Origin of the sequence: Streptomyces akebiae (genome assembly GCF_019599145.1) — a bacterium.
Taxonomy (GTDB): Bacteria; Actinomycetota; Actinomycetes; order Streptomycetales; family Streptomycetaceae; genus Streptomyces; species Streptomyces akebiae.
This window is the reverse complement of sequence record NZ_CP080647.1, coordinates 7,952,833-7,978,252: the sequence shown is the minus strand read 5'-3', so window position 1 is coordinate 7,978,252 and position 25,420 is coordinate 7,952,833. Positions and strand designations below refer to the sequence as shown.

Below are 25,420 nucleotides of genomic sequence, written 5' to 3'. Positions count from 1 at the left end.
TCAATGCTTCTGACAGAAGAAGATGTGCGAGCCGTCACATGATCTTGGTGTCACACGAGGAGTTCACACGGTGTGGGTGTCCCCCACACGCGCGCTCTCGGTCGGGCCGCCGAAGACCACCGCCGCCCGCCCGGTCGCCCCCTCCGGGGTGAGCGTGGGCCCCACATGGGTGACCAGCAGCCGGCCGGCGCCCTTGGCGTACCTCCCGGCCTCCTCCGGGGTGAGATGCACCCGGGGTTCGCCTTCGCGATGCGTGTCGATGTCCGCCTCGCACAGGAACAGGTCGGCGCTGCCGGCGAGCGCGCTCAGCGCGTCGCACGGCCCGCTGTCCCCCGAGTAGGCCAGCACCCGCCCCTGGCACTCGGCGCGCAGCCCGTACGCCTCCACATCGTGGACGACGGCGCGGGCGGTGAGCGTGAGGTTCCAGTGCCTGGCGGTATGGCCGTCGTGCAGGGGGCGGAAGTCGAACACCCCGTTGAGGAAGGAGCTGTCCGACCGCCCGAGGGACCCCGCGACCCGGGCGGCGCAGTCGCCGGGCGCGTAGACCGGCAGCGGCGCCGGCAGGGTGAGGCCGCCGTACGCGAACCCGTACAGCGCGGCCACCAGATCCGCGCTGTGGTCCGCGTGCAGATGGGAGATCCAGATGGCCGTGAGCCGGGTGGGGTCCGTGTGCCGCTGCAACTCGGCGAACGTACCGAAGCCCGCGTCCACCCATATCTCGGCGCCGCCGCCACGCAGCAGATACCCGGAGGCGGGCCGGCCCGGGCCGGGGTGCGGTGAGGCGGTGCCGAGGACGGTGAGGCTCAGGGGCATGCTCGGGAGCGTACGGACGCGGGCGGGGGCGCGCGCCGCGTTTGTGCGTTCTTTCGTGGGTTGCTCATGGTGTTGTGCGCGGGGTTGCCGCTATGGCTTCCACTTGGGATCACGTCCGCTCAGACCGATCACACGGTCGAGCAGCGGCTCGTCGTCCGGGACGGGCACCACGGGGCCGAAGATCTCGCCGCGCGAGGGATCGTCGACCGAGGCTTCGAGGAAGGAGTGCGTCGCGGCGAGGGCCGACGGATCGGCTTCGTACGGCTGACCGGTCGCCCGAGCGAGGTCCCAGCCGTGCACGACGAGTTCGTCCGTCGCCACGGCCCCGGCGACGTCCCCCGGCAGCGGCACCCCGCCCGCCCTGGTCTCACCGGTCCACGCGGCCGGGTCCCGCCAGACGTCCGCCAGTTCGTCGAGCACCTGCGGCAGTGCCTCGCGCCAGTCGGGCCCGATGTCGGGCAGCGCCGCCTGCGGGGCGGTGTCCGTCGTGGCCCCCAGCTCCTTGCGGCCCGCGTCGCGGAAGGCGATGGCGAGCCCGAGCAGATGCCCGAGGAGGTGGCGCACCGCGTACTGCGGGCACGCGGTGGGGCCGGAGAGCTGGTCGTCCCGGACGGCCGCGACGAGCCGGGCGACGATCCGGGTCTGCGGGCCGAGGTCGAGGGAGGTCGGGCCGTGGTCGAGGGAGGTGGGGCCGTGGTCGGTCATGCGGTACTCCTCACCGTCTTCGTCGTCGGTGTTCGGTAGACCCCCGGCGTCCCGAGAACTCATCGCCCACGGACCACCCACCTTTACGAGTGACGATTCCCAGGGCATCCGCCCGATCCCTACGCCGGGGCCTTAGCGCCACGCTCACCAGCCATGACATCCATGACATCCACGACATGGGCGGTGGCACGGGTGCTCCGGGACCGCGACGCCGGGCTGTATCTGGCCGGGGTGCTGGTCTCGGGCCTCGGTTCGTCGGCGATGTGGCTGGTCGCGGGCGTCTGGGTCAAGGACCTCACCGGCTCGGACGCGCCGGCGGCCCTGTGCGCGTTCGTGCTGTGGGCTCCGCTGCTCGCCGGGCCCGTCCTGGGCACCCTCGCGGACCAACCCCGCCGCCGCGCGCTCCTCATCACCACCGATCTCGCCCTGGCCGCCCTCCTCCTCACCCTCCTCGCCGTCGACGCCCCGGGCGACCTGTGGCTCCTCTACGCGGTCCTTCTCGTATACGGGACGGCGGGCGTCGTCCACGACGCGGCGGAGTCGGCCCTCGTCGCCACCACCGTCGACCCTTCCCTCCTCGGCGACTTCAACGGTCTGCGCATGACGGCGAACGAGGGCATGAAGCTGCCGGCTCCCCTGGCGGGGGCGGGTCTGTACGCGGCGTACGGCGGAGCGACGGTGGCCCTGCTGGACGCGGTGTCGTTCGTCGCGGCCGCGGGGTTGTACGGGCTGGTGCGGGAGCGGGCCGTCGCCCGCGAAGAGGGCGGGGACCGGGAGCAGGCCGGGGGCCGGAAGCGGGACCTGCACCAGGCGGCACGGTCCCGCCCCGCTGCACCGCAGGCCCCAGCCCCACAGGCCCACACGACCGAAGGCCCCCACACGACCGATGGTCCCCACACGGCCCGAGGCGCCCGCGCGCCCGGAAGCTCCCGCATGACCGAAGATTCCCGCCCGGCCGAAGCCCGCCGCACAACCAGCGGCCCCCGCACGGCCCAAGCCGACCGCCCCACCCGAACCGGCCGCACAGCCGGAGGCGTCCGCCACCTGCTCACCCGCGCGCGCCTGCGCCCCCTCGTCCTCGCCGGCGGCGCGACCATGCTGCTCTCGGGGATCAACGGCTCGCTCGTCTTCGCGGTGGTCGAGGCCCTCGGCCGCTCCCCCGCCTACGCCGGCCTCCTCCACGTCGCCCAGGGCGCCGGCTCGATCGCCGTCGGTCTGGCAACCGGCCCCCTCCTGCGCCGCCTCGGCGAACGCCGCTTCGCCGCGTACGGGATCGCCCTGACAGGGGTGGCCGTCGCGCTGCGCGCCGTACCCGACGACACCGTCGTCCTCGTGTGCGGCGCGGCGATCGGCGCCGGTCTGCCGTGCGTCCTCGTCGCCGCGCTCACCGCCGTCCAACGCGACACCCCACCCCACCTGCTGGGCCGCGCCACCGCCGCCGCCCACACCCTCCTCCTCGCCCCGACAGCGGTGGGCATCGCGATCGGCGCGGCCCTGGTGGGACCGGTCGGCCTCCCGGTGCTGTCGGTGACGGTGGGGGCCGTCTCCCTCCTGCCGGCGGCCGCGCTGCTGCGCCGTCCCTGACCCGTGGGGGACCCTGTACGCATGGGCAAGGTGAGCTGCGACATCACGATCTCGCTCGACGGCTACTCGGCGGGGCACCACCAGACCGAGGAACGTCCGTTCGGCGACGACGGCGGCGACGGTTCGGGCGCCGCGCTGCACGCCTGGATGTTCGACGCCCCCGAGGAGAACCGGGCCGAGATCGCCCGGTTGAACACGGCCGGAGCCTTCGTCATGGGGCGCAACATGTTCGGCCCGGTGCGCGGCGCGTGGGACCGGCCGTGGAACGGCTGGTGGGGCGACGATCCGCCGTTCCACGCGCCGGTGTTCGTCCTCACCCACCACCCGCGCGCCCCGCGGCCGATGGCCGGTGGCACCACGTTCCACTTCGTCACGGAGGGCGTCACCGCCGCGCTGGCCCGGGCCCGCGCGGCGGCCGACGAGGGCGACGTCACGATCCTCGGTGGCGCGACGACCGTCAACCAGTACCTGACCGCCGGCCTCGTCGACGAACTACGGCTGCACATCGCCGCGTTCACCCTCGGCTCCGGCACCCGGCTCTTCGACGGCGTCCCCCCGCTGAACCTCAGGCAACTGACTTCCCGCCCGACGAGCCTGGTCACCCACCTGACCTACCGCGTGCTGCCCTGAGGAGGGAGCGCGCCCGCGCCCTGCCCCACCCGGCTCACCCCACCGCGGTCAACGCCTCCCGCACCGCCGCCAGGTCCTGGTCGGAGGCCAGACCCGCGTGGTACAGCCGGAGTTCGGTCGCGCCCAGCTCCGCCGCCCGGCCCGCGTCCTCGGCCAGGGTGACCGGGCTGCCGCCCATGCCCGACACGATGCCGAAGTTGGCGGCCAGTACGGCGCCTGCCGCGCGGACCTCGGCGAAGGCGGGCAGCAGACCCGGCCCGCCCGCGCACGGGACGACGACGCCGTCCGCCACACGGAGGATGTGCTCGGGGTCGACACCGGGGTTCGCGCCGCAGTGGTACGGCACCGGGTCGGCGTGCAGCAGGATCCGGAACCCCGCGGGCGCGGCGGCCCGCACGGCCTCGACAGCCGTCTCCTGGAGGGAGCGGGCGATCGCGTCGCGCCACGCGCGTGTGGCCGCCGCCCGCTCCGCGCCGAGCAGCTTCTCCACGGCCGGCCAGCCCTCGTCGACGGCATCGCCCCGCCACAGCGGTTCCAGCGCGTCCCGGACGCCCGCCGCCAGTTCCTCGGGGTCCTGGCCGGCCTCGGCGTAACCGGCGCGGCAGGTCGCGCAGAAGCAGAGCGACATCAGGTACTGCCCGGCGTCCCCGAGGCCGACGCCGCCCGTCTTGTCGTGGGCGTGGAGGTGGGAGAACCCGTACCAGCCGAGCGACTCCAGTTCCGTGCCGCGGGCGCCCGGCCGGACCGCCGCCTCCACGGCCAGGTCGACGAGGTACTCCCGGGTCGCCTCCTGCGCGACACACGGCGCCCACGGATACCGGTCGCCGTAGGCGTTGACCACGGAGGTCGAGGGGTGCTCGGCGCCGAGCCGGGAGTTGTGGGCGAGGACGACCCAGGTGTGCACGTCGAGACCGGCGTGCGCGAGGGCCGTCGCCGCCTCGCCGAACGCGTCGCCCGGTGCCCACTCCCCCGCCGTGTACGGCCGCAGCGTACGGCCCTCCCAGCGTGCGCCCGGCGGGTACAGGACGGCCGCGTGCTCGGCGGTGACGATGCGCCGGCGGGGGTGGCGGGGGGTGAGCGCGCGGGTGGAGTGGTACGCGGAGGCGAGCGTCACCTGTCGTACGCCCAGCCCCGCGATGCGCTCCGCGGCTGCCGGGTCCCCGTTGACGTCCCACGGGTAGACGAACGTCGACGCCTTCACTTGCCCTCCTGGCACTCTTCCAGCAGCGCGTGTCCGCGCTCGATCAACTGGCCCAGCTGCTTGACGTGTTCCTCGGCCGGCTCGTGCAGCGGCGGCCGTACGCCGCCCACGTCCAGTCCCCGTAGCCGTACCCCGGCCTTGACCAGTGACACGGCATAGCCCCGGCCCTTGGCGCGGAGTTCGACGAAGGGCCGGTAGAACCCGTCGAGCAGTTGTTCCACGATCGCACGGTCACCGGCTTCGAGCGCCCGGTGGAAGGCGAGGGCGATCTCCGGGACGAAGCAGAAGACGGCCGACGAGTACAGCGGGACGCCGACGCCCCGGTACGCGGGCTGGGTCAGCTCGGCGGTCGGCAGGCCGTTGAAGTAGAGGAAGTCCCCGGTGGTCGGGGCCTCGGCGCGTACCGCGCTCACGATCCGCGTCATCAGGTCCAGGTCGCCGACGCCGTCCTTGAGGCCGACGATCCCTTCCGTGCGGGCCAGTTCGACGACGGTCTCCGGGGTGAGGACGGCGTTGTCGCGCTGGTAGACGACGACTGGCAGGGAGGTCGCGGCGGCCAGTTCCCGGTAGTGGCGCAGCAGCCCTTCCTGGGCGGCCACGACGAGGTAGGGCGGCAGGGCGAGCAGGCCGTCGGCGCCCGCCTCCTCGGCGAGGCGGGCGTAGCGCACGGCGAGGGCGGTGCCGTAGCCCGCGCCGGCCACCACGGGCACCCGGCCCGCCGTCTCCGTGACGGCGGCCCGTACGCAACTCTGGAACTCCTCGGGCGTGAGCGCGTGGAACTCGCCGGTGCCGCAGGCGACGAAGACGGCTGCGGCACCGGCGTCGACGCCCTGGCGGACGTGCGCGCGACAGGCGGCGAGATCGACGGCGCCGTCCGGGCCGTACGCCGTGACGGGGAAGAACAGCGGTCCGCTGGGGACCCTGAGCCGGGCGGTGAGAGGGGCTGACGTCACGGGGGCTCCCAAGTCCGGGCCGAAGTCGACGGTCCGAGCCGACGTCGACGCACAGGTCCATGTCGCTGATCAATGTTTACATTTCTGAACAAGAGCACGCTAAGGCGCCCGCGCGGGGCCGGTCAAGCCGAGCAACCCCCACCGCACCAGCGATTTCCCGCCCTCGCGTCCCCCTTGACTTGACGCACGCCACCGCACTCCTTAGCGTGTCCATGAATGTGAATACCGGACGCCCATGTGCACGGTTGGCGATGCAAGGAGATCCGCGGATGCCCGCTCCCCGCACCGTTCTGCTCACCGGTGCCGCCGGTGGACTCGGCACCCTGATGCGGGACCTGCTCCCGGCCCACGGCTACGAGCTGCGCCTGTTGGACCTGATGCCCGTCGAGGGCGCGCCGGACGCGATCACGGCCGACCTCGCCGACAAGGAGGCCGTACGCGAGGCCGTACGGGGCGTCGACGCGATCATCCACCTCGCGGGCATCTCACTGGAAGCCTCCTTCGAGAAGATCCTCAAGGCGAACATCGAGGGAACCTACAACCTGTACGAGGCCGCCCGCGCGGAGGGCGTGCCCCGTGTCGTCTTCGCCTCCTCCAACCACGCGGTGGGCTTCACGCCCCGCCCCGGGGACGGGGACCCGCTGATCCCGGTCGACACCCCGCACCGCCCCGACACCTTCTACGGCCTGTCCAAGTCCTTCGGCGAGGACCTGGCCCAGCTCTACTGGGACAAGCACGGTCTGGAGACGGTGTCGGTGCGCATCGGCTCCTGCTTCCCCGAACCCACCAGCGTCCGCATGCTCTCCCTGTGGATGAGCCCCGCCGACGGCGCCCGCCTCTTCCACGCGGCCCTTACCGCCGAGCACGTCGGCCACACCGTCGTCTACGGCTCCTCCGCCAACACCCGCCTGTGGTGGGACCTCTCCACCGCCCGCGCCCTCGGCTACGAGCCGAGGGACGACTCCGAGCCGTACGCCGAGAAGCTCATCGCCGAACAGGGCGAGCTGGACCCGCAGAACGAGGCCCACGCCAACCTGGGCGGCCACTTCGTGAACGACCCGCCGATCTGGCCGTACTGACCGGACCGGTCGGCGACCAAGGGTTCGTACGTCGTACGGGAAACGAGGGCCGTACGTCGTACGGAAGGAGCGGGCGGGCACCGAACGGGCCCGCCCGCTCCCGTATCCGGGCACGCCCGTTGCCCGATCCCCCCTCCACCGCAGGTCCGCGACGGACCCCGGCCGTGTGAAACGGTCAGGGACGGGCAGCATCGGACGTGCAACAGGCCTGGTCGGCGCCGCGCACCCGCTGTAGAACTTCCCCCAGGGCCCGCAGCGGGCCCGAACGGGCAGCAGCACGGCGAGGCGAGGGAGAGCGGGTGTCGGCCATGAGCGCGGAGGAAAGGCAGCGCGAGATCGTCCGGGCCGCCCGCCGCACGGGCACGGTCGACGTCGCCGAACTCGCCGTCGCACTGGGCGTAGCCAAGGAGACCGTACGGCGTGATCTGCGCGCCCTGGAGGACCACGGACTGGTCCGCCGCACGCACGGCGGGGCGTATCCCGTGGAGAGCGCCGGCTTCGAGACGACGCTCGCCTTCCGCGCCACCAGCCACGTGCCCGAGAAGCGCCGGATCGCCGCCGCGGCGGTCGAGCTGCTGGGCGACGCGGAGACGGTCTTCGTCGACGAGGGCTTCACCCCGCAGCTCATCGCCGAGGCACTGCCCCGGGACCGGCCGCTGACCGTGGTCACCGCCTCGCTCGCCACGGCGGGCACCCTCGCCGAGGCCGGCAACACCACCGTGCTGCTGCTCGGCGGCCGGGTGCGCCCCGGCACCCTCGCCACCGTCGACCACTGGACGACGAGGATGCTGGCCGGCTTCGTCATCGACCTGGCGTACATCGGCGCCAACGGCATCACGCGCGACCACGGCCTCACCACCCCCGACCCGGCCGTCAGCGAGGTCAAGGCCCAGGCGATCCGCGCCTCCCGGCGCACGGTCTTCGCGGGCGTCCACACCAAGTTCGGCGCGGTCAGCTTCTGCCGGTTCGCCGAGGTGGGCGACCTGGACACGATCGTCACGAGCACGCTGCTGCCGACGTCGGAGGCCCACCGGTACTCACTGCTGGGACCCCAGGTCATCCGCGCCTGAGGACCACCGGTCCACTCCCCGGCCCCTCCCCCGCCCCGAAGAACCCTCGCCCCGAGGCATCACACGAACCCCACGAACCCCACCATGAACAACCCGCGCCGCGAAGAACCCCTTTTCTCCCCATACGTCCAGGAGCAATCCATGCGAATCCCGAGCCGACGGAGGCCGCGCGCACTCGCCGCGGTCGCCGCAGGGACGCTGCTCGCCCCGCTTCTCTCCGGCTGCTGGACCGGGGCGGGCGGGGCGGGATCCGGCGGCGACGCCATCGATGTGCTGATGGTCAACAACCCCCAGATGCAGGAGCTGCAGAAGCTCACCGCCGCGCACTTCACCAAGCAGACCGGTATCGAGGTGAACTTCACCGTGCTGCCGGAGAACGACGTCCGCGACAAGATCAGCCAGGACTTCGCCAACCAGGCGGGCCAGTACGACGTGGCCACGCTCAGCAACTACGAGATACCCATCTACGCCCGCAACGGCTGGCTGGAGGAACTGGACCCCTACGTCGCGAAGGACCCGGCCTTCGACCAGCAGGACATCCTGAAGCCGATGCGCCAGTCCCTGACCGGCGACGACGGCAAGCTCTACGGGCAGCCGTTCTACGGCGAGTCGTCCTTCCTGATGTATCGCAAGGACGTCTTCGCCGAGCGGGGGCTCACCATGCCCGACCACCCCACCTGGCGGCAGGTCGCCGACCTCGCCGCGAAGGCCGACGGGGCCGAGGACGGCATGAAGGGCATCTGTCTGCGCGGCCTGCCCGGCTGGGGCGAGGTCATGGCGCCCCTCACCACCGTCGTCAACACCTTCGGCGGCACCTGGTTCGACAAGGACTGGAAGGCCCGGCTCGACTCCCCCGAGTTCGAGAGCGCGACCAGGTTCTATGTGGACCTCGTGCGCGAGCACGGCGAGTCCGGCGCCGCCCAGGCCGGCTTCGCCGAGTGCCTCAACAACATGACCCAGGGCAAGGTCGCCATGTGGTACGACGCCACGTCCGCGGCCGGTTCCCTGGAGGCGGCCGACTCCCCGGTGAAGGGCAAGGTCGGCTACGTACCGGCGCCGGTCGAGAAGACCGAGTCCTCCGGCTGGCTCTACACCTGGGCCTGGGGCATCCAGCAGGCCTCCCGGAACCCGGACAAGGCCTGGAAGTTCGTCTCCTGGGCGTCGAGCAAGGAGTACGAGGAACTGGTCGGCGACGAGATCGGCTGGTCGAACGTGCCCGCCGGCAAGCGGGAGTCGACGTACGCGAACCCGGACTACCGCGAGGAGGCCGCCGCGTTCCAGGAGACGACCCGCGAGGCCATCGAGGGAGCCCGGCCCACCGACCCCGGGGTGCAGCCGCGCCCCGCGCCCGGCATCCAGTTCGTCGGCATCCCCGAGTTCACCGACCTCGGCACCAAGGTCTCCCTGGAGATCAGCGCGGCCATCGCCGGACGCCAGTCCGTCGCGTCGGCCCTGAGGAAATCGCAGGAGCTCGCCGAGCAGATCTCCGAGGAGTACGAGGGACGATGACCGCGACCACGACGGCGCCGATGGCGGCGACCCCCGAACGCACCCGGGGCACACCGAACGCCCGGCTGCGCGCCTGGGCGACCCGCGCCCCGCTCCTGCCCGCCCTGATCTTCATGATCGTCGTAACCCAACTCCCGTTCGTGGCCACGCTGGTGATCTCCTTCTTCGACTGGAACTCCCTCTACCCGGACGCCCGCGCCTTCGCCGGCCTCGCCAACTACGGCGAGGTCCTCACCGACCCCGACCTGCGCCGCTCGGTGTGGACGACGATCCTGCTGACGGTCGCCGTGGTCCTCGCCAGCCTGGTCCTCGGGCTGGTCCTCGCCCTGCTCCTCGACCGGAGGTTCCGGGGCAGGGGCATCGTCCGCACCCTCCTCATCGCCCCCTTCCTGGTGGTCCCGGTGGCGGCGGCCCTCCTGTGGAAGCATGTGCTCTACAACCCCGAATACGGCCTGTTCAACGGGTTGTTGCACTATGTCGGCGGCCCCCAGCCGGACTGGATCTCGGACGCCCCGCTGCTCGCGGTCGAGGCCTCACTGGTGTGGCAGTGGACGCCGTTCATGATGCTGATCCTGCTGGCGGGACTGCAGTCCCGGGACCACCAGCAGATCGAGGCGGCCCGCGTCGACGGCGCGAGCGACTGGCAGATCTTCCGCCATCTGACGCTCCCGCACCTGCGCCGCTACCTCGAACTGGGCGCGCTGCTGGGCTCGATCTACATCGTGCAGAACTTCGACGCGGTCTTCACGATCACCTCCGGCGGCCTGGGCACCGCGAACCTGCCGTACACCGTCTACCAGACCTTCTACCAGGCCCACGAGCACGGCCTCGCCTCGGCCGCGGGCGTCCTGGTCGTCATCGGCTCGATCATCATCGCGACGTTCGCCCTGCGCGTGGTGTCGTCGCTGTTCCGCGAGGAGGTGTCGCGCGGATGAGCGACGCGACGACAGACATGCCCGACACGAGGACGGTGGCGCGCGGCACGACCGCGGACACACGCCCGGCGCGTTCCCACCGGGCCCGGGGCGCCGGCCTCGGCGTGGCCGCCTGGCTGCTCGGTCTCCTCTTCTTCCTCCCCATCGCCTGGATGGTCCTGACCTCGCTGCACTCGGAGCCGGACGCGGCGACCAACCCCCCGTCCTGGGCGGCCTCCCTGACCCTGGACGGCTACCGTGAATTCTTCGGCGTGGGCGGCGGGGCCAGCCCCTGGCCGGCCCTGATCAACTCGACGGTGGCGTCCCTGGCGTCGACGCTGCTGGTCCTCCTCCTCGCCTTCCCGGCGGCGTACGCGCTGTCGATCCGGCCGGTGAAGAAGTGGACGGACGTCCTGTTCTTCTTCCTCTCCACGAAGATGCTGCCGGTGGTGGCGGGCCTGCTCCCCCTGTACCTCTTCGCGAAGAACACGGGCCTGCTGGACAACATCTGGCTCCTCGTCCTGCTCTACACCTCCATGAACCTGCCGATCGCCGTCTGGATGATGCGGTCCTTCCTGGCGGAGGTGCCGGTGGCGGTGATCGAGGCCGCGCAACTGGACGGCGCCCGGCTCCCCACGGTGCTGGCCCGGGTGGTGGCGCCGATAGCGGCCCCCGGCATCGCCGCGACCGCCCTGATCTGCTTCATCTTCAGCTGGAACGAGCTGCTGTTCGCGAGGGTGCTGACCGGTGTCGTCGCCGAGACCGCCCCCGTCTTCCTGACCGGCTTCATCACCAGCCAGGGCCTGTTCCTGGCCAAGGTGTGCGCCGCGTCGCTCGTGATCTCCCTGCCGGTGCTCGCCGCGGGGTTCGCCGCCCAGGACAAGCTGGTCCAGGGCCTCTCCTTGGGAGCCGTCAAATGAAGGCCGCCGTCATCGAGTCCGTGGGCAAGGCCGTCGTCGCCGAGGTCCCGGACCCGACACCGGGCCCCCGCGAGGTCGTCGTCGAGGTCGCCGCATGCGGTCTGTGCGGCACCGATCTGCACATCCTCCAGGGCGAGTTCGCCCCCAGGCTGCCGATCGTGCCGGGGCACGAGTTCGCGGGCGAGGTGGTGGGCGTGGGCAGCGGGGTCACGGAACTCTCCGTGGGCGACCGGGTGGCCGTCGACCCGTCCCTGTACTGCCACGAGTGCCGCTACTGCCGTACCGGCCACAACAACCTCTGCGAGCGGTGGGCCGCGATCGGGGTCACCACGCCGGGAGGCGCGGCGCAGTACGCGGTGGCGCCGGTGGCGAACTGCGTCCGACTCCCGGAGCACGTCCGTACGCAGGACGCGGCACTGGTGGAGCCGCTGTCCTGCGCGGTACGGGGCTACGACGTCCTGCGCACCCGCCTCGGCGCCCACGTCCTCGTCTACGGCTCGGGCACGATGGGCCTGATGATGCTGGAGCTCGCGAAGCGGACGGGCGCGGCGAGCGTGGACGTGGTCGACGTGAACCCCTCCCGCCTGGAGACCGCCCGTCGGCTGGGCGTCTCGGCGGCCGCCGCCGGCCCCGACGAACTGGACCGGCCGCAGGGCTGGGACGTGGTGATCGACGCGACCGGCAACGCCGCCGCCATCCAGGACGGCCTGGACCGGGTCGCCAAGGCCGGCACCTTCCTCCAGTTCGGAGTGGCCGACTACGCGACACGGGTCACGATCGACCCCTACCGCGTCTACAACCAGGAGATCACCATCACGGGCTCCATGGCCGTCCTGCACAGCTTCGAACGCGCGGCGGAACTCTTCGCGGGCGGTGTCCTGGACCCGGACGTCTTCATCAGCGACCGCCTCCCCCTGGCCCAGTACCCCGAGGCCCTGAACCAGTTCGCCACCGGCGTCGGCCGCAAGATCGTGGTGATCCCCTGACCGTGCCCCGCGCGGGGAGCGTCCCGCTCACTTCTCCACGAAGACGATGTCCTTGCACCGGCGGGTCATCTTCACCGTGTTGTCGGGGGTGACCTCGACGATGTGGTGCAGGCCCCGGTGGAGCTTCCCGGAGTCCGGGAGGCGGTACTCGTCCTGGACGCCGGCCAGGAAGGCGCGGAAGCACTCCAGTGAGGGGTTCTTGCCCATGAAGTCCAGGTAGTCCTTCAGCCGGCGGAACAGCTTCGGCAGGATCACCGCGCCGGTCTTGTCGTCCGTCAGCGAGTCCATGCCCATCACCTTCACGCCGTCCAGGGTCCGGTCGGCCTGCCACACGCCCTTCGCGGACGCCCTCGCCTTCTCCGAGGCCTCGGTGAGCAGTTCGCGCAGGTGGAGGGGCAGACCCGAGTAGAAGGTGGGGTAGGCCAGACCGTGCAGGAGCAGGCGGTGGTTGGCGGTGCGCTCCAGGAGGTCCTCGTCGACGCCCGTCCAGTAGCCGCTGTAGACGGGCGGCGTGCCCTTGCCGACGAAGGCCACGCAGCGGCCGTAGGCGTCGGCGCCCCGGGTGAGGATCCAGCCGGGCACGCTGTCCGGCGAGGTCGCGACGGTCTCGTCGTCGTCCCGGAGAACGGTGCCGAAGCCGAGGAACTTCAGCAGTTCGTCGGCGGCCTTGTGGGCGAGGCCCAGCGGCTGGTGCTCCACGTGCGGATCCTCGCCGTAGTGGGTCTCCAGGGCGTCGATCCCTTCGAGCCGGACGTTCGCGCGCCCGTCGGCCTTGGGCACGACCTGCCCGTCCCCGGGGACGAGCCTCCAGTCGTCCACGTCGTCCGGGATGAAGGGAAGCGTGTCCCCGTCCGGCTTGGCACCCCCCTCCGCCTTGAACCTTCCCCTGATCAGCAGCATGGCCATGATCGACTCCCGTCCCAGGCATCACGGTGCGTGTTCGTCCCTCACGGAAGGTACACACGCGAGGGGCGGACCGGAGTTCCCCGTCACCCGCATCCGGCCGACCCCACCCACACGGCCCCAACCCAGCTCGGTAAGGGAACGGTAAAGCGGCTTGAATCGTTCTCCCGGCATGACCGCTATGACCCCCGGCTCGAACATCCCGCTGCCCGTCACCCGCGTCGCGGTGGACGTCGCCGCGCCCGTGCGGCTCGACGTCTCGGGCCTGCTGCTCACCGCCGACGGCAAGGTGCGCTCGGACGACGACTTCATCTTCTACAACCAGCCGAGCGGCCCGGGCGTGACGTACCGCTCCGGCGGCGGCACGACCCCCGACTCGATCACGGTGGACACGACGGCCGTGCCCGCGGGCATCGAGAAGATCGTCGTCACGGCCAGCCCCGACGCGGCCGGCCAGACCTTCCAGGGCGTCGAACCGACGGCCACGATCCGCGACGCGGCGAACGGCTCGGTGATCGCCACGTTCACCCCGCCGCAGCTGGGCACGGAGACGGCCCTGGTGATCGTGGAGGTCTATCTGCGCAACGGCGCGTGGAAGGCGCGCGCGGTCGGCCAGGGGTACGCCAACGGCCTCGCGGGCATCGCGACGGACTTCGGCGTCACCGTGGAGGAACCCGCCCCGGCTCCGGCGCAGCCCGTCGCCCCGCCCACCCCCGCCATGCACCCCCCGGCGGCCCCGGCCGCCCCGCCCGTCGACCCCCGCGTCGCCGCCACACCTCCGCCTCCCGCGGCCCCGCCCGCGCCGCCCGCGCCCGGCGCCGGGAAGATCAACCTGGACAAGGGCCGCGTCAGCCTCCAGAAGAACCAGACGGTCTCCCTGGTCAAGGGCGGCCGCCCGCTGCTCTCCCAGGTCAAGATGGGCCTCGGCTGGGAGCCGGCGTTCCGGGGCAAGGACATCGACCTGGACGCGTCGGTCATCGCGTACGGCCCCCAGCGCAACCACATCGACAGCTGCTACTTCGGCAAACTGTCCATCGTCAACGGCGCGATCAAGCACTCCGGCGACAACCTCACCGGTGAGGGCGGCGGGGACGACGAGGTGATCGTGGTCGACCTCGGCCGGCTCCCCCAGGACGTCACCGGACTGGTCTTCACCGTCAACTCCTTCTCCGGCCAGAAGTTCACCGAGGTCGCCAAGGCCTACTGCCGTCTGCTCGACGCCGCGACCGGCGAGGAACTGGTCCGCTTCGACCTCACCAACGCCGAGGCCCAGACCGGCGTGATGATGGCCAAGCTGATCAAGCAGTTCTCCGGCGAGTGGGAGATGACCGCGATGGGCGACTTCGTGAAGTCCCGCACGGTCAGGGGCATGGTGAAGCCGGCGGCCCAGGCCCTCTGAGGGCCCGCGCACGACACCGGGCGCCCCCGCACACGGAGGGCGCCCGGTGGACCGAGAGGCGGTGGGGCCGCGCCCCTCTCCCTACTGGATCACTCCGCTGTACGCGTTCAGCGCGGGCTGGCCGCCGAGATGGGCGTACAGCACGGTGGACTCCGGCCCGATCTCGCCGCGCTCGATCAGGTCGATCATCCCCGCCATGGACTTGCCCTCGTAGACGGGGTCGGTGACCATGCCCTCGGTGCGCGCCGCGAGCTGCATGGCGACGAGCGTGGCGTCGTCCGGGACGCCGTAGATCCCGGCGTGGTACCGGTCGTCCAGCTCCACGTCGGCGAGGGTCAACTCCCGCTTGAGGCCGATGAGCTGTCCGGTGTTGTGGGCGATCCGGGCGACCTGCTCACGGGTGGTTTCCGGCTTGGCCGAGGCGTCGATGCCGATCACCCGGCGCGACCGTCCGCCCGCCTCCTCCAGCGCGGCGAACCCGGCGACCATGCCGGCCTGGGTCGAGCCCGTCACGGAGCACACGACGACCGTGTCGAAGAAGACGCCCAACTCCCTCTCCTGCTCGGCCACTTCGTACGCCCAGCCGGCGAAACCCAGGCCGCCGAGAGGATGGTCGGAGGCGCCGGCCGGAATGGCGTACGGCTTGCCGCCGCTCTCCTCGACCTCCCTGAGCGCCAGTTCCCAGCTCTCCTTGAAGCCGATGCCGAAGCCGGCCCGGACGAGCCGTACATCGGCGCCGGCCAGCCGGCTGATCAGGATGTTGCCGACCTTGTCGTACACGGAGTCCGGCCAGTCGACCCAGCTCTCCTGCACCAGCACGCACTTGAGCCCGGCGCGGGCGGCCACGGCGGCGACCTGGCGGGTGTGGTTGGACTGCACGCCGCCGATGGAGACCAGGGTGTCGCAGCCCTGCGCGATCGCGTCGGCGACCAGGTACTCCAGCTTGCGGGTCTTGTTGCCGCCGTACGCGATACCGGAGTTGCAGTCCTCCCGCTTGGCCCAGACGGAGGCCCCGCCCAGGTGGGCGGTCAGCCGCTCCAGCGGGTGCACCGGTGAGGGCCCGAAGAGGAGCGGATAGCGCTCGAAGGAAGAAAGGGACACGGGTCCTCCCGGGGTGGGGTGGGGTGGGGCGGTACGTGGCGAGGTGGGGCGAGGTCGAGGTCGAGATCGAGGTGGCGTCGGGTCAGCGGTCCCCGTCGAGCACAGGCGGGGCGACGGGGAGCCGGCCAGGCCCCTCGCCCGACCCGCCGACTGCGTCGCCGACCGGTCCGCCGACCGGTCCGTCGGCCGGTCCGCCGACCGGTCCGTCGGCCGGTCCGTCCGCAGGCTCGTCAACCGGTCCGTCGGCAGGCTCGTCGACGAGCGCGGCCAGGCCGTGCCAGATCTCCCCTGTCACGCGGACCGCCTCGTCCGTTTCACCGGCCGCGCAGGCCTCGATCAGCTGGTCGTGCAGGCCGGCCGAGCGGCAGTTGCCGCCCTCACCGAAGCGCCGGCGCTCCAGTCGGCGGATGAGCGGGGTGTAGCGGGCGATGGTGGCGGCGGCCGCGCGGTTGCCGCTGACCCGGACGAGGACGTCGTGGAGTTCGTCGTCGGCGACGAGGGCGGCGTCCACGTCGCCGGTGCGCACGGCCGCCGCGAACCGCTCGTTGGCCGAGCGCATCGTCTCGACGTCCGCCGCGAACAGCCGGGGCACGGCGATCCGGGTGGCCAGTTCGTGCATGGCGCCGACCACGGCCGCCGCGTCCCGCACATCGGCGGCCACGACAGCCGTGACCCGTGTGTAGCTCTGCGGCTTGGTCTCCAGCAGCCCCTCGTCGACCAACCGGGAGAACGCCTCCCGCACCGGCGCCCGGGACAGCCCCAGCAACTCCGCGAGCTCGGCGTCGCGCACCACCGCACCGGGCTCGATCTCCCCGGCCACGATGGCGTCCCGGATGGCTTGGTAGGCGCGGTCCCTGAGAAGGGTGCGCCCGACCGGTCGTATGGCCTCCATGAACTGAAATGTTAGATGTCAGTACAGCCCTCGAACAAGGCTGTGGCCCGTACCCCCATTGGGATACGGGCCACACTCACCCCCGTCGGCCGACGGGCCGGAGTCAGCCGGCCGCCCACGGCCAGTCGGCGTTCCGCGCCGCCTCCAGCAGCGGGACCATCCGGAAAGCCGCGTCCGAGAGCCCCCCGAACGTGTGCCGGTTCGCCTTGCCGGAGGGGCCGTGGCCCACCCGGTACCCGGCGAGGTTCCAGGTGTAGACCGGGACATGGGCCGGGAGCTGCGCGGTCGGGTCGCCGTAGTGGCTGTAGGTGGCCTGTTCGTCGGTGACGATCAGCACCCGGTCGTGCTTGCGGTAGTGGCGACGGACGGCCTCGGTGGTGTCGGTGCCACCCAGGTCGCCGAACCGGCCGATGATCTTCAGCACGGACTCGCCCGCACCGAACTTCACCACCCGGCTCGTGCTCCCGAACTCGACGAGGTCCGCGTTCGCCGCCCGCAGCGCGAGCGCCGTGCCGAAGATCGCCGCCGCGTCGGCGTAGGTGAGCGAGGAGCGGTCGGTCAGCCGGGAGCAGAACATCGAGCCCGAGCGGTCGACCAGGACCAGGGTCCGGCCGGGCAGCGCGGGCACGTTGGCCAGCGAGTGGCCGAGCGCCTGCTCCAGCGGGTACGCCCAGCGCAGCGAGGGCGCGTGCCGGTACGCCGAGAGGTACCGGAACGGGAACTGCCGCGACCGCGCGACCTCCGCCGGGTCACTGATCCGCGCCGCCACCCGCGCCGCGACCTCGTCGGAGACGCCCGCCTCGTCGAAGTTCCGCAGGTTCCTCGTCAGGGCCATGGCACCCATGGACGGAATGACCGCCTCCCAGGCCGCCTTGTCCATCGGCCCCTGCAGCCAGCCCGCCAGCGCCTCCCAGGTGATGCCCGCGTCCGCGAGCCGCTGGGCACCCTCCGAACCGGTCACGACCCGGCGCCGCTTCGCGGGCCGCAGCTCCATCAGGTCACGGTGCGCCGCCAGCATCGGCAGCGACCTGGGCACGACCGCCGTGTCCGGGTTGTGGCGCCGGTCGAGGGCGTACCGGAACAGGTCCCCCTGCCACGGCTTGTCCGGGTCCGGCGCCGCGTGCACCAGGTTGAGGATGTCGCCGAAGCGGTAGCCCTTGGACGCGGTGTCGTACTTCAGCAGCGACTTGGGGCTGTAGAGCCGTCGTACGGCGTCGGCGACGCCCCGCTTCACGGGCTTGGGGATGGTGCGGCCGTAGCGCGAGGTCCAGTAGGCGAGCAGTTCGCCGGGCTCGTCCGGGCGCCGCAGCACCGAGTCGACGACCTGGCGATTGGTGGGCCCATCGGTGGCGCCCGCGTCGAGCCGCGCCTTGACGTACTCGGCGGCTCCGACGATCGAGGCCGTACGCAGGTTGCCCTCGCCACGCAGCCAGCCGAGCAGGCCGGCCGTCCACACCGGGTCGGTGACGGCGAGCCGGCCGACGAGCGCGGCGAACCGGTCGTCGCGGTCCTCACCGCTCTCGTAGAAGGTCTTCTGCGCGACGAAGTTGGCGATCGACAGCAGAAAGAGTTCCGACCGCTCGTCCCGCTCCCGGCCCCGGCCGCCCTCGTACGTGCGGAGCACACGCCCCGTCGAGGTGACCCGCGAGGTGGGCTGCGCCTTTCCGGTCTTCGTGTTGAACCGCGCCATGATGAAACTCCCCCCGAACTCTTCGGCACTGCGGACCGCGTGCGTGGAATTCCTGCTCGGATACCAGGTTTCAGATATCAGGTTTCAGATATCGGGTGTCAGACATCGGGTGTCAGATATCTGTTGTCTGGGGGGAGGCGCGGCAGAGGGAAGGTGCCCGAGGTCGAAGTCGGCGGCGGTGCTTATAACTGGCGCGTCTTCCGTTCCGCCACACCGACCCCGGGTCGATGACGGGATTCGAACCCGCATGAGGAGTTACCCCCACCAGTTCCCGAAGTATCCGCTGCCTGCGCACCGGGCACCCACCATCTGCCGCGCCTCCCGAGATCGAATCGCACCGGGAGGTGCGTAAAGCTTTGGGTGTCCAGAGATCGAAGCCGGCGGAACCGACGTAGGTGCTCTAACCCCTGAGCTACACCGGCGTGTTGGTACCGGTGGCGGGACTCGAACCCGCGGCCGCCCCATTATGAGTGGAAGTAGGTCCTGCCTTCGCACCTGGACGTGCATCACTCTAGGAGGCGCACCGAGGGCGGAGCCAATGAATTAACTACCGCTTCTGCCGCTTCCACGGCCCCGTGATCGCGAGCAGGATTCCCGGGGTCTGGATGTTGGCGTACAGGGTCTTTCCGTCGGGCGAGAAGGTGACGCCGGCGAACTCGCCGTACTCCGGCTCCTCTTCGGTGCCGCCCGCTGCGGTAGCAGCTGATGTGATCGCCAGGTCGTTGCGGGCGATCGGGTAGGTACGACCGCTGTCGGTGGCGCCGAACAGGTGTTGGACGCCTTCGCCGTCCTCGGCGAGGATGATGCCGCCGTACGGGGAGACGGTGATGTTGTCGGGGCCGTCGAGGGCGCCGTCGGCGGACGGGTCCGGGTTGACGCCGAGGAGGACCTTCAGGGTGAGGGTGCGGCGCTTGGGGTCGTAGAACCAGACCTGGCCGTCGTGTGCGGCACCGGGGCTCTCGGCCCGGGCGTACGAGGAGACGATGTACGCGCCGCCGTCGCCCCACCACATGCCCTCCAGCTTGCGGGCGCGGGTGATCTCGGTGTCGGTGAACTGCTTGCGCACCGCGACGGTCCTGGCGTCGCGGTCGGGGACGTCGATCCAGTCGACCCCGTAGACCGTGCCGATCCGGGTGGCGCGGGACAGGTCGTCGACGAACCGGCCGCCGGAGTCGTAGCACCGGGGGGCCTGGAGGACGCCCGCGTCGTCGGCGAGGGTACGGAACTTCCCCGGGCCGTGGGTGAATCCCTGGGGCGGGGTCCAGCGGAAGAAGAGGCCGTTGGGGGCCGCGGCGTCCTCGGTGAGGTAGGCGTGGCCGCGCCTGGGGTCGATGACGACGGCCTCGTGGTCGTAGCGGCCGAAGAACTTCAGCGGCTTCGGGGCGCGGTTGGCGCGGCGGTCGCAGGGGTCGACCTCGAAGACGTAGCCGTGGTCCTTGGTCATGCCGTTGACGCCGGCGCGGTCGGAGTTCTCCTCGCAGGTGAGCCAGGTGTTCCACGGGGTGCTGCCGCCCGCGCAGTTGGTGGAGGTGCCCGCGATGCCGACCCACTCGGCGACCCGTCCGTCGGGCCGTACCTCGACCACCGTGCAGCCGCCGGCCGCCGCCGGGTCGTAGACGAGCCCGTCGGTGAGCGGCACCGGGAACTCCCAGTTGGCCCGGGGGCCCTTCAGCTCGTGGTTGTTGACGAGCAGGGTGGTGCCGCGGGGACCGGGGAAGGCGGCGGTGCCGTCGTGCTTGCCCGGGGTGAACTCGCCCGACTCCAGCCTGGTCCTGCCGCTGTGGGTGATGATCCGGTAGGTGAAGCCCGCGGGCAGGGCGAGGATGCCGTCGGGGTCCGGCAGGAGTGGTCCGTAGCCGACGCCACCGTGGCGGTCCGCCCCGCGTTCGGTGCCGTCCGCTGTCGCGCCGCCGTCCGTCTCGGAGTCCGAGGCGTCCGTGTCGGTGTCCGTCGACGCGAGGGCGTTCGGTGCGGTGGCGAGTGCGCCCACGCTGCCGGCCAGGGCGACACCGGTTCCGGTGGCCGCGGATCGTCTGGCGAAGTCCCTGCGGGTGAGCGACATGCTGTCTCCTGCGTGGCGTGGGCTGACCGTGGGGGGGGCGGACCCCGGGTGTCGCGCCACACGGTCGCGCCCCTGCCTGAACACCGGTTGAACGCCCCATGGCTCGGGGGTGCCTGCGCGGAGGCGGGTGCGCCCAGGGGAACGGGGTGCCTGTTTCGTCGGCGGGTGCGGGTGCGTGAGGGCTGATCGCGCAGTTCCCCGCGCCCCTGAAGGCTTTCAGGCCCCGCAGGGCCTGAAAGCCAGGGACCCGCGCCCCTGAAAAGCACGGGGCGCAGCCCCTGCTTTTCAGGGGCGCGGGGAACTGCGCGAGAAGCCCTCACGCACCCGCACCCGCCCGACAACCGCAATCACCCGAGCTATCAGGCGCACCCCGAAATCATCAGGCGCCCCAACCCCATCAGGCCCGCAACCCCATCAGACCCCCGGCCCCATCAGACCCCCGGCCCCATCTGCGACCGCGCCTTGAACGCCGCCTTACGGGCCTCCTTCGCCACCTTCTTGTCGGGGTGGATCCTCCCCATCGCCTCCAGCACATCCGGCGTAGCCGGATGATCCACCCGCCAGGCCGCCGCGAAGAACGACCCGTGCTGCGCGGCCAACCCCTCCACCAGCCCCCGCAGCTCCGCCGAGTTCCCCTCGGCGGCCAACTGCGCGGCGACCGTGTCGATGGTGAGCCAGAAGACCATCGCCTCGGACGGCGCGGGCACGTCGTCGGCACCGCGCTCGGTCAGCCACACGCGGGCGAGCCCACCCAGCTCGGGGTCGTCCAGGACCTCCCGGAGGGCCGGTTCGGCGACGGCCCCCACGAGGGACAGCGCCTGCTGGCAGCGCAGCCGGCGCAGCGGAGCACCCGGGTCGGAGCCGCGGGCGGCGGCCAGCAGCTCCCGCGCCGCGTCCAGCGCCTCACGACGGGCGAGCCACTGCTCGGTCTCGGCCTGGGCCGCCGCCGGCGGGAAGCCCGCGGTGCCGTCGAGGAGCACGTCCGCGCCCTTGTCGACGAGGTCCCCCACGGCGGGCGCGACCACGCCGGACTCCTGGAGCCGTGCCCGCACCCCGTACAGCCCCAGCGGGGTGAGCCGGACCAGGCCGTACCGGGTGACATCGGTGTCGTCGACGGCCGGCGCCCCCGGCCCCTCGGCGGCGGCCGCGGCCTCCTCCGCGTCCGTCATCAGCGCCTCGTCCACGGGCTGGTACTCCACCAGCCCGACCGGCTCCAGCACCCGGAACTGGTCGTCGAGCCGCATCATGGCGTCCGAGACCTGTTCCAGGACGTCGTTGGTGGGGTCACCCATGTCGTCGGGGACGACCATCGACGCGGCGAGGGCGGGCAGCGGCACCGGCCCGTCGGGGCCGTCCTCGCTGACGGTGAGGAGGTAGAGGTTGCCGAGCACCCCGTCGAGGAACTCCGCCTCGGCCTCGGGGTCCCAGTCCAACTCGGAGAAGTCGATCTCGCCGCCGGAATCCATGGCCTCGACGAGGCCGTCGAGGTCGGGCACGCTCGCGTCGGCGAGGGTGGTCTCCAGAGCGGTGAGCCAGATGCCGAGCACGTCCTGCGGTCGGCCCGAGGTGAGGAGCGCGAGCTCGTCTCCCACGGCGACCGTCCCGGCCTCCTCGTCCACGATCTCGACGAGTCCGGTGTCCACGGCCACCCGCCAGGCCTCGCTCGCCAGGGCCGCGGCGTCGCCGCCGTCGCCGCCGTCGCCGCCGTCCGTGCCCGCGACGCCCTCGCCGCTCCCGGTCCCCGCGCCGGTGAGCCCGAGCGCCTCGGCGGCCGCGGGCAGCTGCTCCTCGACGAGTTCGCCCCCCGAGCCCACCCGCGTGTCCGGGCCGGCCCAGCGGGCGAGCCGCGCGGCGCGCGAGAGCAACGGCGTGGCGAGCGCCTCCCGCGCCAGCTCCGCTTCGGGGAGAAGCCGCACCGGCGGCAGTGGCGAGCTGTCTGACATCGGCGGGGATCTCCTCGGAACAAAGGGTGACGAACGGCGGCCGAGCGTTTCGGGGCCGCCGAGAGACGGCGCCCGTGAGCGATACGCGTACGAGTACGCAGCCGCTCAGCCTAGACGGATTTGAACCCATGCCGCCCGGTTCATGTACCTGCCAGGAGTCAGGTGTGGCTGAAACCTTGACAACTGGCCTGAGCAGGCAGGAGATTGACGCGCGTAGAAACTCGCGGGTAGCTCTGGGCGGATTCCAGGGCCGCCCACGGGGGCGACCGTCCGGGTCCGCCGAACCCCGTCGGCGCCCGGCGGAGTTCTACGCGCGTCACACCGCCCCACCGGTCGCAGGCCACCCCCGTCCACTCTCGTCCCGGCGCTCACGTACGTCCCCGGAGGGATCCCCTTGCCGAGCAAGAGAACCGCGCGCATCGGCGCGCTGACCGTCGCCACCATCTGCTCCACGGTGTCCGCCGTGGTCCTGACCTCGCCCGCCGAGGCGGACTCCATACGCATCCACGACATCCAGGGCACGACCCGGACGTCCCCGCTCGCCGGTCAGCAGGTGACCGGGGTGGAGGGGATCGTCACGGGCGTGCGCACCTATGGTTCGCGCGGTTTCTGGATCCAGGACACCCAGGCGGACGCCAACCGGGCCACGAGCGAGGGCGTCTTCGTCTTCACCAGCTCCCGGCCGACCGTTTCCGTGGGTGACGCGGTGACGGTCGCGGGCACGGTCTCCGAGTTCGTTCCGGGCGGCACTTCGTCCGGAAACCAGTCCGTGACGCAGATCACCCGCCCGACGATCACGGTGGTCTCCACCGGCAACCCGGTGCCGGCCGCGACCGTCGTCGACGCCGCATCGGTGCCGAGCCGGTACGCCCCGACCGGCGACACCGCCGCCGGTGGCTCGGTCAACGGCCTCGCGCTCGCCCCGGCCAAGTACGCCCTGGACTTCTACGAGTCCGTCGAGGGCATGAACGTCCGGGTCGCCGACGCCCGCGTGGTGGGCGCCACCGACCCGTTCACCGAGCTGTGGGTCACCGTGAAGCCCCGGGAGAACGCCAACCGCCGCGGCGGCACGGTGTACGGCTCCTACACCTCGCAGAACACCGGCCGGCTCCAGATCCAGTCGCTCGGCGCGGTCGCCGACTTCCCGAAGGCGAACGTCGGCGACGTCCTGAAGGGCACGACGGCGGGCCCGCTGGACTACAACCAGTTCGGCGGTTACACACTCGTCGCCAACCAGCTCGGCACCCTGGAGCAGGGCGGTCTGGAGCGCGAGACGACCCGCAAGCAGAAGCGCGGCGAGCTCGCGGTGGCGACGTACAACGTCGAGAACCTGGACCCCTCGGACGCCACCTTCGCGGACCACGCGGCGGCGATCGTGCACAACCTGCAGTCGCCCGACATCGTGACCCTGGAGGAGATCCAGGACAACAGCGGCGCCACCAACGACGGTACGGTCGCCGCCGACCAGACGGTGAAGAAGCTGATCGAGGCGATCACGGCGGCCGGCGGCCCGACGTACGACTGGCGGTCCATCGACCCGGTGAACCTCGCCGACGGCGGCCAGCCCGGCGGCAACATCCGCCAGGTCTTCCTGTTCAACCCCGAGCGGGTCTCCTTCACCGACCGCGCGGGCGGCGACGCCACGACCGCCGTCGGGGTGACGAAGGCGTACGGCAAGGCGCGGCTGACGGTCTCCCCCGGCCGTATCGATCCGGCGAACGCCGCCTGGGCGAACAGCCGCAAGCCGCTCGTCGGCGAGTTCTCCTTCCGCGGCAAGGCCGTCTTCGTGATCGCGAACCACTTCGCGTCCAAGGGCGGCGACCAGGCGCTGCACTCGGAGTTCCAGCCGCCGACGCGCGTCTCGGAGACCGAGCGCCACCTCCAGGCGACGGCCGTGAACACCTTCGTCAAGGAGATCCTGGCGAAGGAGAAGAACGCGGACGTCATCGCCCTCGGCGACATCAACGACTTCGAGTTCTCGAAGACCACCGAGCTGCTGGAGGACGGCGGCGCCCTGTGGTCGGCGGTCAAGTCGCTGCCGAGGAGCGAGCGTTACTCGTACGTCTTCCAGGGCAACACGCAGGTCCTCGACCAGATCCTGATCAGCCCGTCGATCCGCCGCTCGTGCGACTTCACCTACGACAGCGTGCACACCAACGCGGAGTTCAACGACCAGATCAGCGACCACGACCCGCAGGTGCTGCGCTTCGAGCCGTAGCGGGCGCGGCTGCCGCGGCAGGCGCGGCAGGCGCGGCAGGCGCGGCAGGCGCGGCAGGCGCGGCAGCCGTCCGCCGCGGTCCTCTCGGTGCTTCTCAGGGCTGGCTGAACACTCCGTTCAGCCAGCCCTTCCACGCGGTCTCGTCGGCCTCCGCGTCGGCGCCCGGCGCGAAGTCGTGGACGCTCATCCCGACGCGGTGGCCCCAGTGGTTGCGGCCGAAGAAGCGGATGAGGGCGTCGTCGGTGCGCAGACCGACGAAGTACGGGTCGCGATAGTCGATGACGGCCTCGAAGCGCTGCCCGCCGGGCCCCTCGACCTCGACACGGGCGCCCGCGGAGGTGTCGTCCGCGAGACCGAGCGCCCGTTCCACGACGGTGAGCGCGTCGGCGCCGCCGGACGTCTCGGGGCCGTCGAAGGTCGCGAACGCGGTGATCTTCCGGCCCGCGAAGCGCGTCAGGTACTGGCGCAAGGTGTGCAGGTAGAAACCGGTGTGCTTGGCGGCGCCGTCGTACTGGTTGTCCCAGTCGTCGACGAAGACGCCGCTGTGCACGTACCGCACCCAGGCGCGCCGGCCGTCGTCGCGCGGTTCGACCGTGTAGTCGAGCTGGTTGAGGGTCTGCTCGGAGATCCCCTCCACGTCCTCGACCCGGTTGGTGTAGCGGTGCGGCGGGTCCCACACGGTGACCTCGGAGCCGAACGGCCCCTTGCCGCCGACCCGCGGCTCGGGCGCCTCCATCGGCCACAGCCACCCGCCGGTCCCGGCGGTGACGGCCTCCCACACCTCCTCGGGAGTGGCGTCGACCTCGAACTCACGGGCGATCTCGAATTCCTTGGGCATGACGTGCTCC

The 25,420-nt window shown here is 71.8% G+C and carries 20 protein-coding genes and 1 pseudogene; 10 read left to right on the top strand and 11 right to left on the bottom strand.

Going from position 1 to position 25,420, the window contains the following annotated elements:
• Positions 1-63: 63 nt before the first annotated feature.
• Together K1J60_RS34535 and K1J60_RS34530 are read right to left on the bottom strand one after the other, a co-directional pair.
• Positions 64-813, bottom strand: a complete 750-nt coding sequence (locus K1J60_RS34535) for an MBL fold metallo-hydrolase (protein WP_220649635.1) — start codon at positions 811-813, stop codon at positions 64-66.
• A gap of 90 nt (positions 814-903) precedes the next feature.
• Positions 904-1,518 carry a TIGR03086 family metal-binding protein gene (locus tag K1J60_RS34530; RefSeq protein WP_220649634.1) on the bottom strand — a complete coding sequence of 205 codons (615 nt, stop codon included), beginning with the start codon at positions 1,516-1,518 and terminating at the stop codon, positions 904-906.
• 162 nt (positions 1,519-1,680) lie between these two features.
• Between K1J60_RS34530 and K1J60_RS34525 the strand changes: the two genes are divergently transcribed.
• Together K1J60_RS34525 and K1J60_RS34520 are read left to right on the top strand one after the other, a co-directional pair.
• The gene (locus K1J60_RS34525; protein WP_220651836.1) at positions 1,681-3,102 is read left to right on the top strand and encodes an MFS transporter; all 1,422 of its coding nucleotides are present in this window, start codon (positions 1,681-1,683) and stop codon (positions 3,100-3,102) included.
• A gap of 21 nt (positions 3,103-3,123) precedes the next feature.
• The gene (locus tag K1J60_RS34520; RefSeq protein WP_220649633.1) at positions 3,124-3,732 is read left to right on the top strand and encodes a dihydrofolate reductase family protein; all 609 of its coding nucleotides are present in this window, start codon (positions 3,124-3,126) and stop codon (positions 3,730-3,732) included.
• 34 nt (positions 3,733-3,766) lie between these two features.
• Here K1J60_RS34520 and K1J60_RS34515 read toward each other — a convergent pair whose 3' ends face one another.
• Positions 3,767-4,933, bottom strand: a complete 1,167-nt coding sequence (locus tag K1J60_RS34515; RefSeq protein ID WP_220649632.1) for a hypothetical protein — start codon at positions 4,931-4,933, stop codon at positions 3,767-3,769.
• Positions 4,930-5,886, bottom strand: a complete 957-nt coding sequence (locus tag K1J60_RS34510; RefSeq protein WP_220649631.1) for a 5-dehydro-4-deoxyglucarate dehydratase — start codon at positions 5,884-5,886, stop codon at positions 4,930-4,932. The genes K1J60_RS34515 and K1J60_RS34510 overlap by 4 nt, the downstream gene beginning before the upstream one ends.
• A gap of 269 nt (positions 5,887-6,155) precedes the next feature.
• Between K1J60_RS34510 and K1J60_RS34505 the strand changes: the two genes are divergently transcribed.
• The 6 genes from K1J60_RS34505 to K1J60_RS34480 all read left to right on the top strand — a co-directional run bounded on the left by K1J60_RS34505 (position 6,156) and on the right by K1J60_RS34480 (position 12,364).
• Entirely contained in the window at positions 6,156-6,965 is an 810-nt protein-coding gene (locus K1J60_RS34505; protein WP_220649630.1) for an NAD-dependent epimerase/dehydratase family protein, read from the top strand.
• A 299-nt stretch (positions 6,966-7,264) separates the two neighbouring features.
• Positions 7,265-8,035, top strand: a complete 771-nt coding sequence (locus tag K1J60_RS34500) for a DeoR/GlpR family DNA-binding transcription regulator (RefSeq protein ID WP_220649629.1) — start codon at positions 7,265-7,267, stop codon at positions 8,033-8,035.
• 141 nt (positions 8,036-8,176) lie between these two features.
• On the top strand, positions 8,177-9,544 hold the full coding sequence (locus K1J60_RS34495; RefSeq protein WP_220649628.1) for an ABC transporter substrate-binding protein: 1,368 nt from the start codon (positions 8,177-8,179) through the stop codon (positions 9,542-9,544).
• Entirely contained in the window at positions 9,541-10,479 is a 939-nt protein-coding gene (locus tag K1J60_RS34490) for a carbohydrate ABC transporter permease (protein WP_220649627.1), read from the top strand. Before K1J60_RS34495 ends, K1J60_RS34490 begins: the two co-directional genes overlap by 4 nt.
• Positions 10,476-11,378, top strand: coding sequence for a carbohydrate ABC transporter permease (locus tag K1J60_RS34485; RefSeq protein WP_398683739.1), 903 nt, complete (start codon positions 10,476-10,478; stop codon positions 11,376-11,378). Before K1J60_RS34490 ends, K1J60_RS34485 begins: the two co-directional genes overlap by 4 nt.
• Positions 11,375-12,364 carry a zinc-dependent alcohol dehydrogenase family protein gene (locus K1J60_RS34480; RefSeq protein ID WP_220649626.1) on the top strand — a complete coding sequence of 330 codons (990 nt, stop codon included), beginning with the start codon at positions 11,375-11,377 and terminating at the stop codon, positions 12,362-12,364. Before K1J60_RS34485 ends, K1J60_RS34480 begins: the two co-directional genes overlap by 4 nt.
• Positions 12,365-12,391: 27 nt before the next feature.
• On the opposite strand, the gene K1J60_RS34475 is transcribed toward K1J60_RS34480, so the two are convergent.
• The gene (locus K1J60_RS34475; RefSeq protein ID WP_220649625.1) at positions 12,392-13,270 is read right to left on the bottom strand and encodes a thermonuclease family protein; all 879 of its coding nucleotides are present in this window, start codon (positions 13,268-13,270) and stop codon (positions 12,392-12,394) included.
• Between the two features lie 178 nt (positions 13,271-13,448).
• Here K1J60_RS34475 and K1J60_RS34470 point away from each other — a divergent pair, with 178 nt between their 5' ends.
• Positions 13,449-14,666 carry a TerD family protein gene (locus K1J60_RS34470; protein ID WP_220651834.1) on the top strand — a complete coding sequence of 406 codons (1,218 nt, stop codon included), beginning with the start codon at positions 13,449-13,451 and terminating at the stop codon, positions 14,664-14,666.
• Positions 14,667-14,747: 81 nt separating this feature from the next.
• Here the strand turns inward: K1J60_RS34470 and K1J60_RS34465 are convergent, their stop codons facing one another.
• The 5 genes and pseudogenes from K1J60_RS34465 to K1J60_RS34445 all read right to left on the bottom strand — a co-directional run bounded on the left by K1J60_RS34465 (position 14,748) and on the right by K1J60_RS34445 (position 22,354).
• Positions 14,748-15,767, bottom strand: a complete 1,020-nt coding sequence (locus K1J60_RS34465) for a 1-aminocyclopropane-1-carboxylate deaminase (RefSeq protein WP_220649624.1) — start codon at positions 15,765-15,767, stop codon at positions 14,748-14,750.
• 253 nt (positions 15,768-16,020) lie between these two features.
• Positions 16,021-16,659, bottom strand: a pseudogene (locus K1J60_RS34460) (GntR family transcriptional regulator); the annotation flags it as partial.
• Between the two features lie 103 nt (positions 16,660-16,762).
• Entirely contained in the window at positions 16,763-18,349 is a 1,587-nt protein-coding gene (locus K1J60_RS34455; protein ID WP_220649622.1) for a TROVE domain-containing protein, read from the bottom strand.
• A 547-nt stretch (positions 18,350-18,896) separates the two neighbouring features.
• Positions 18,897-20,411, bottom strand: a complete 1,515-nt coding sequence (locus tag K1J60_RS34450) for an alkaline phosphatase PhoX (protein ID WP_220649621.1) — start codon at positions 20,409-20,411, stop codon at positions 18,897-18,899.
• Between the two features lie 431 nt (positions 20,412-20,842).
• On the bottom strand, positions 20,843-22,354 hold the full coding sequence (locus K1J60_RS34445; protein ID WP_220649620.1) for a hypothetical protein: 1,512 nt from the start codon (positions 22,352-22,354) through the stop codon (positions 20,843-20,845).
• Between the two features lie 394 nt (positions 22,355-22,748).
• On the opposite strand from K1J60_RS34445, the gene K1J60_RS34440 reads away from it, so the two are divergent.
• Positions 22,749-24,572, top strand: coding sequence for an endonuclease/exonuclease/phosphatase family protein (locus K1J60_RS34440; RefSeq protein WP_220649619.1), 1,824 nt, complete (start codon positions 22,749-22,751; stop codon positions 24,570-24,572).
• 94 nt (positions 24,573-24,666) lie between these two features.
• On the opposite strand, the gene K1J60_RS34435 is transcribed toward K1J60_RS34440, so the two are convergent.
• A complete protein-coding gene (locus K1J60_RS34435) occupies positions 24,667-25,410 on the bottom strand; it encodes an SRPBCC family protein (RefSeq protein WP_220649618.1) in 744 nt (247 codons plus the stop codon).
• Positions 25,411-25,420: the final 10 nt, after the last annotated feature.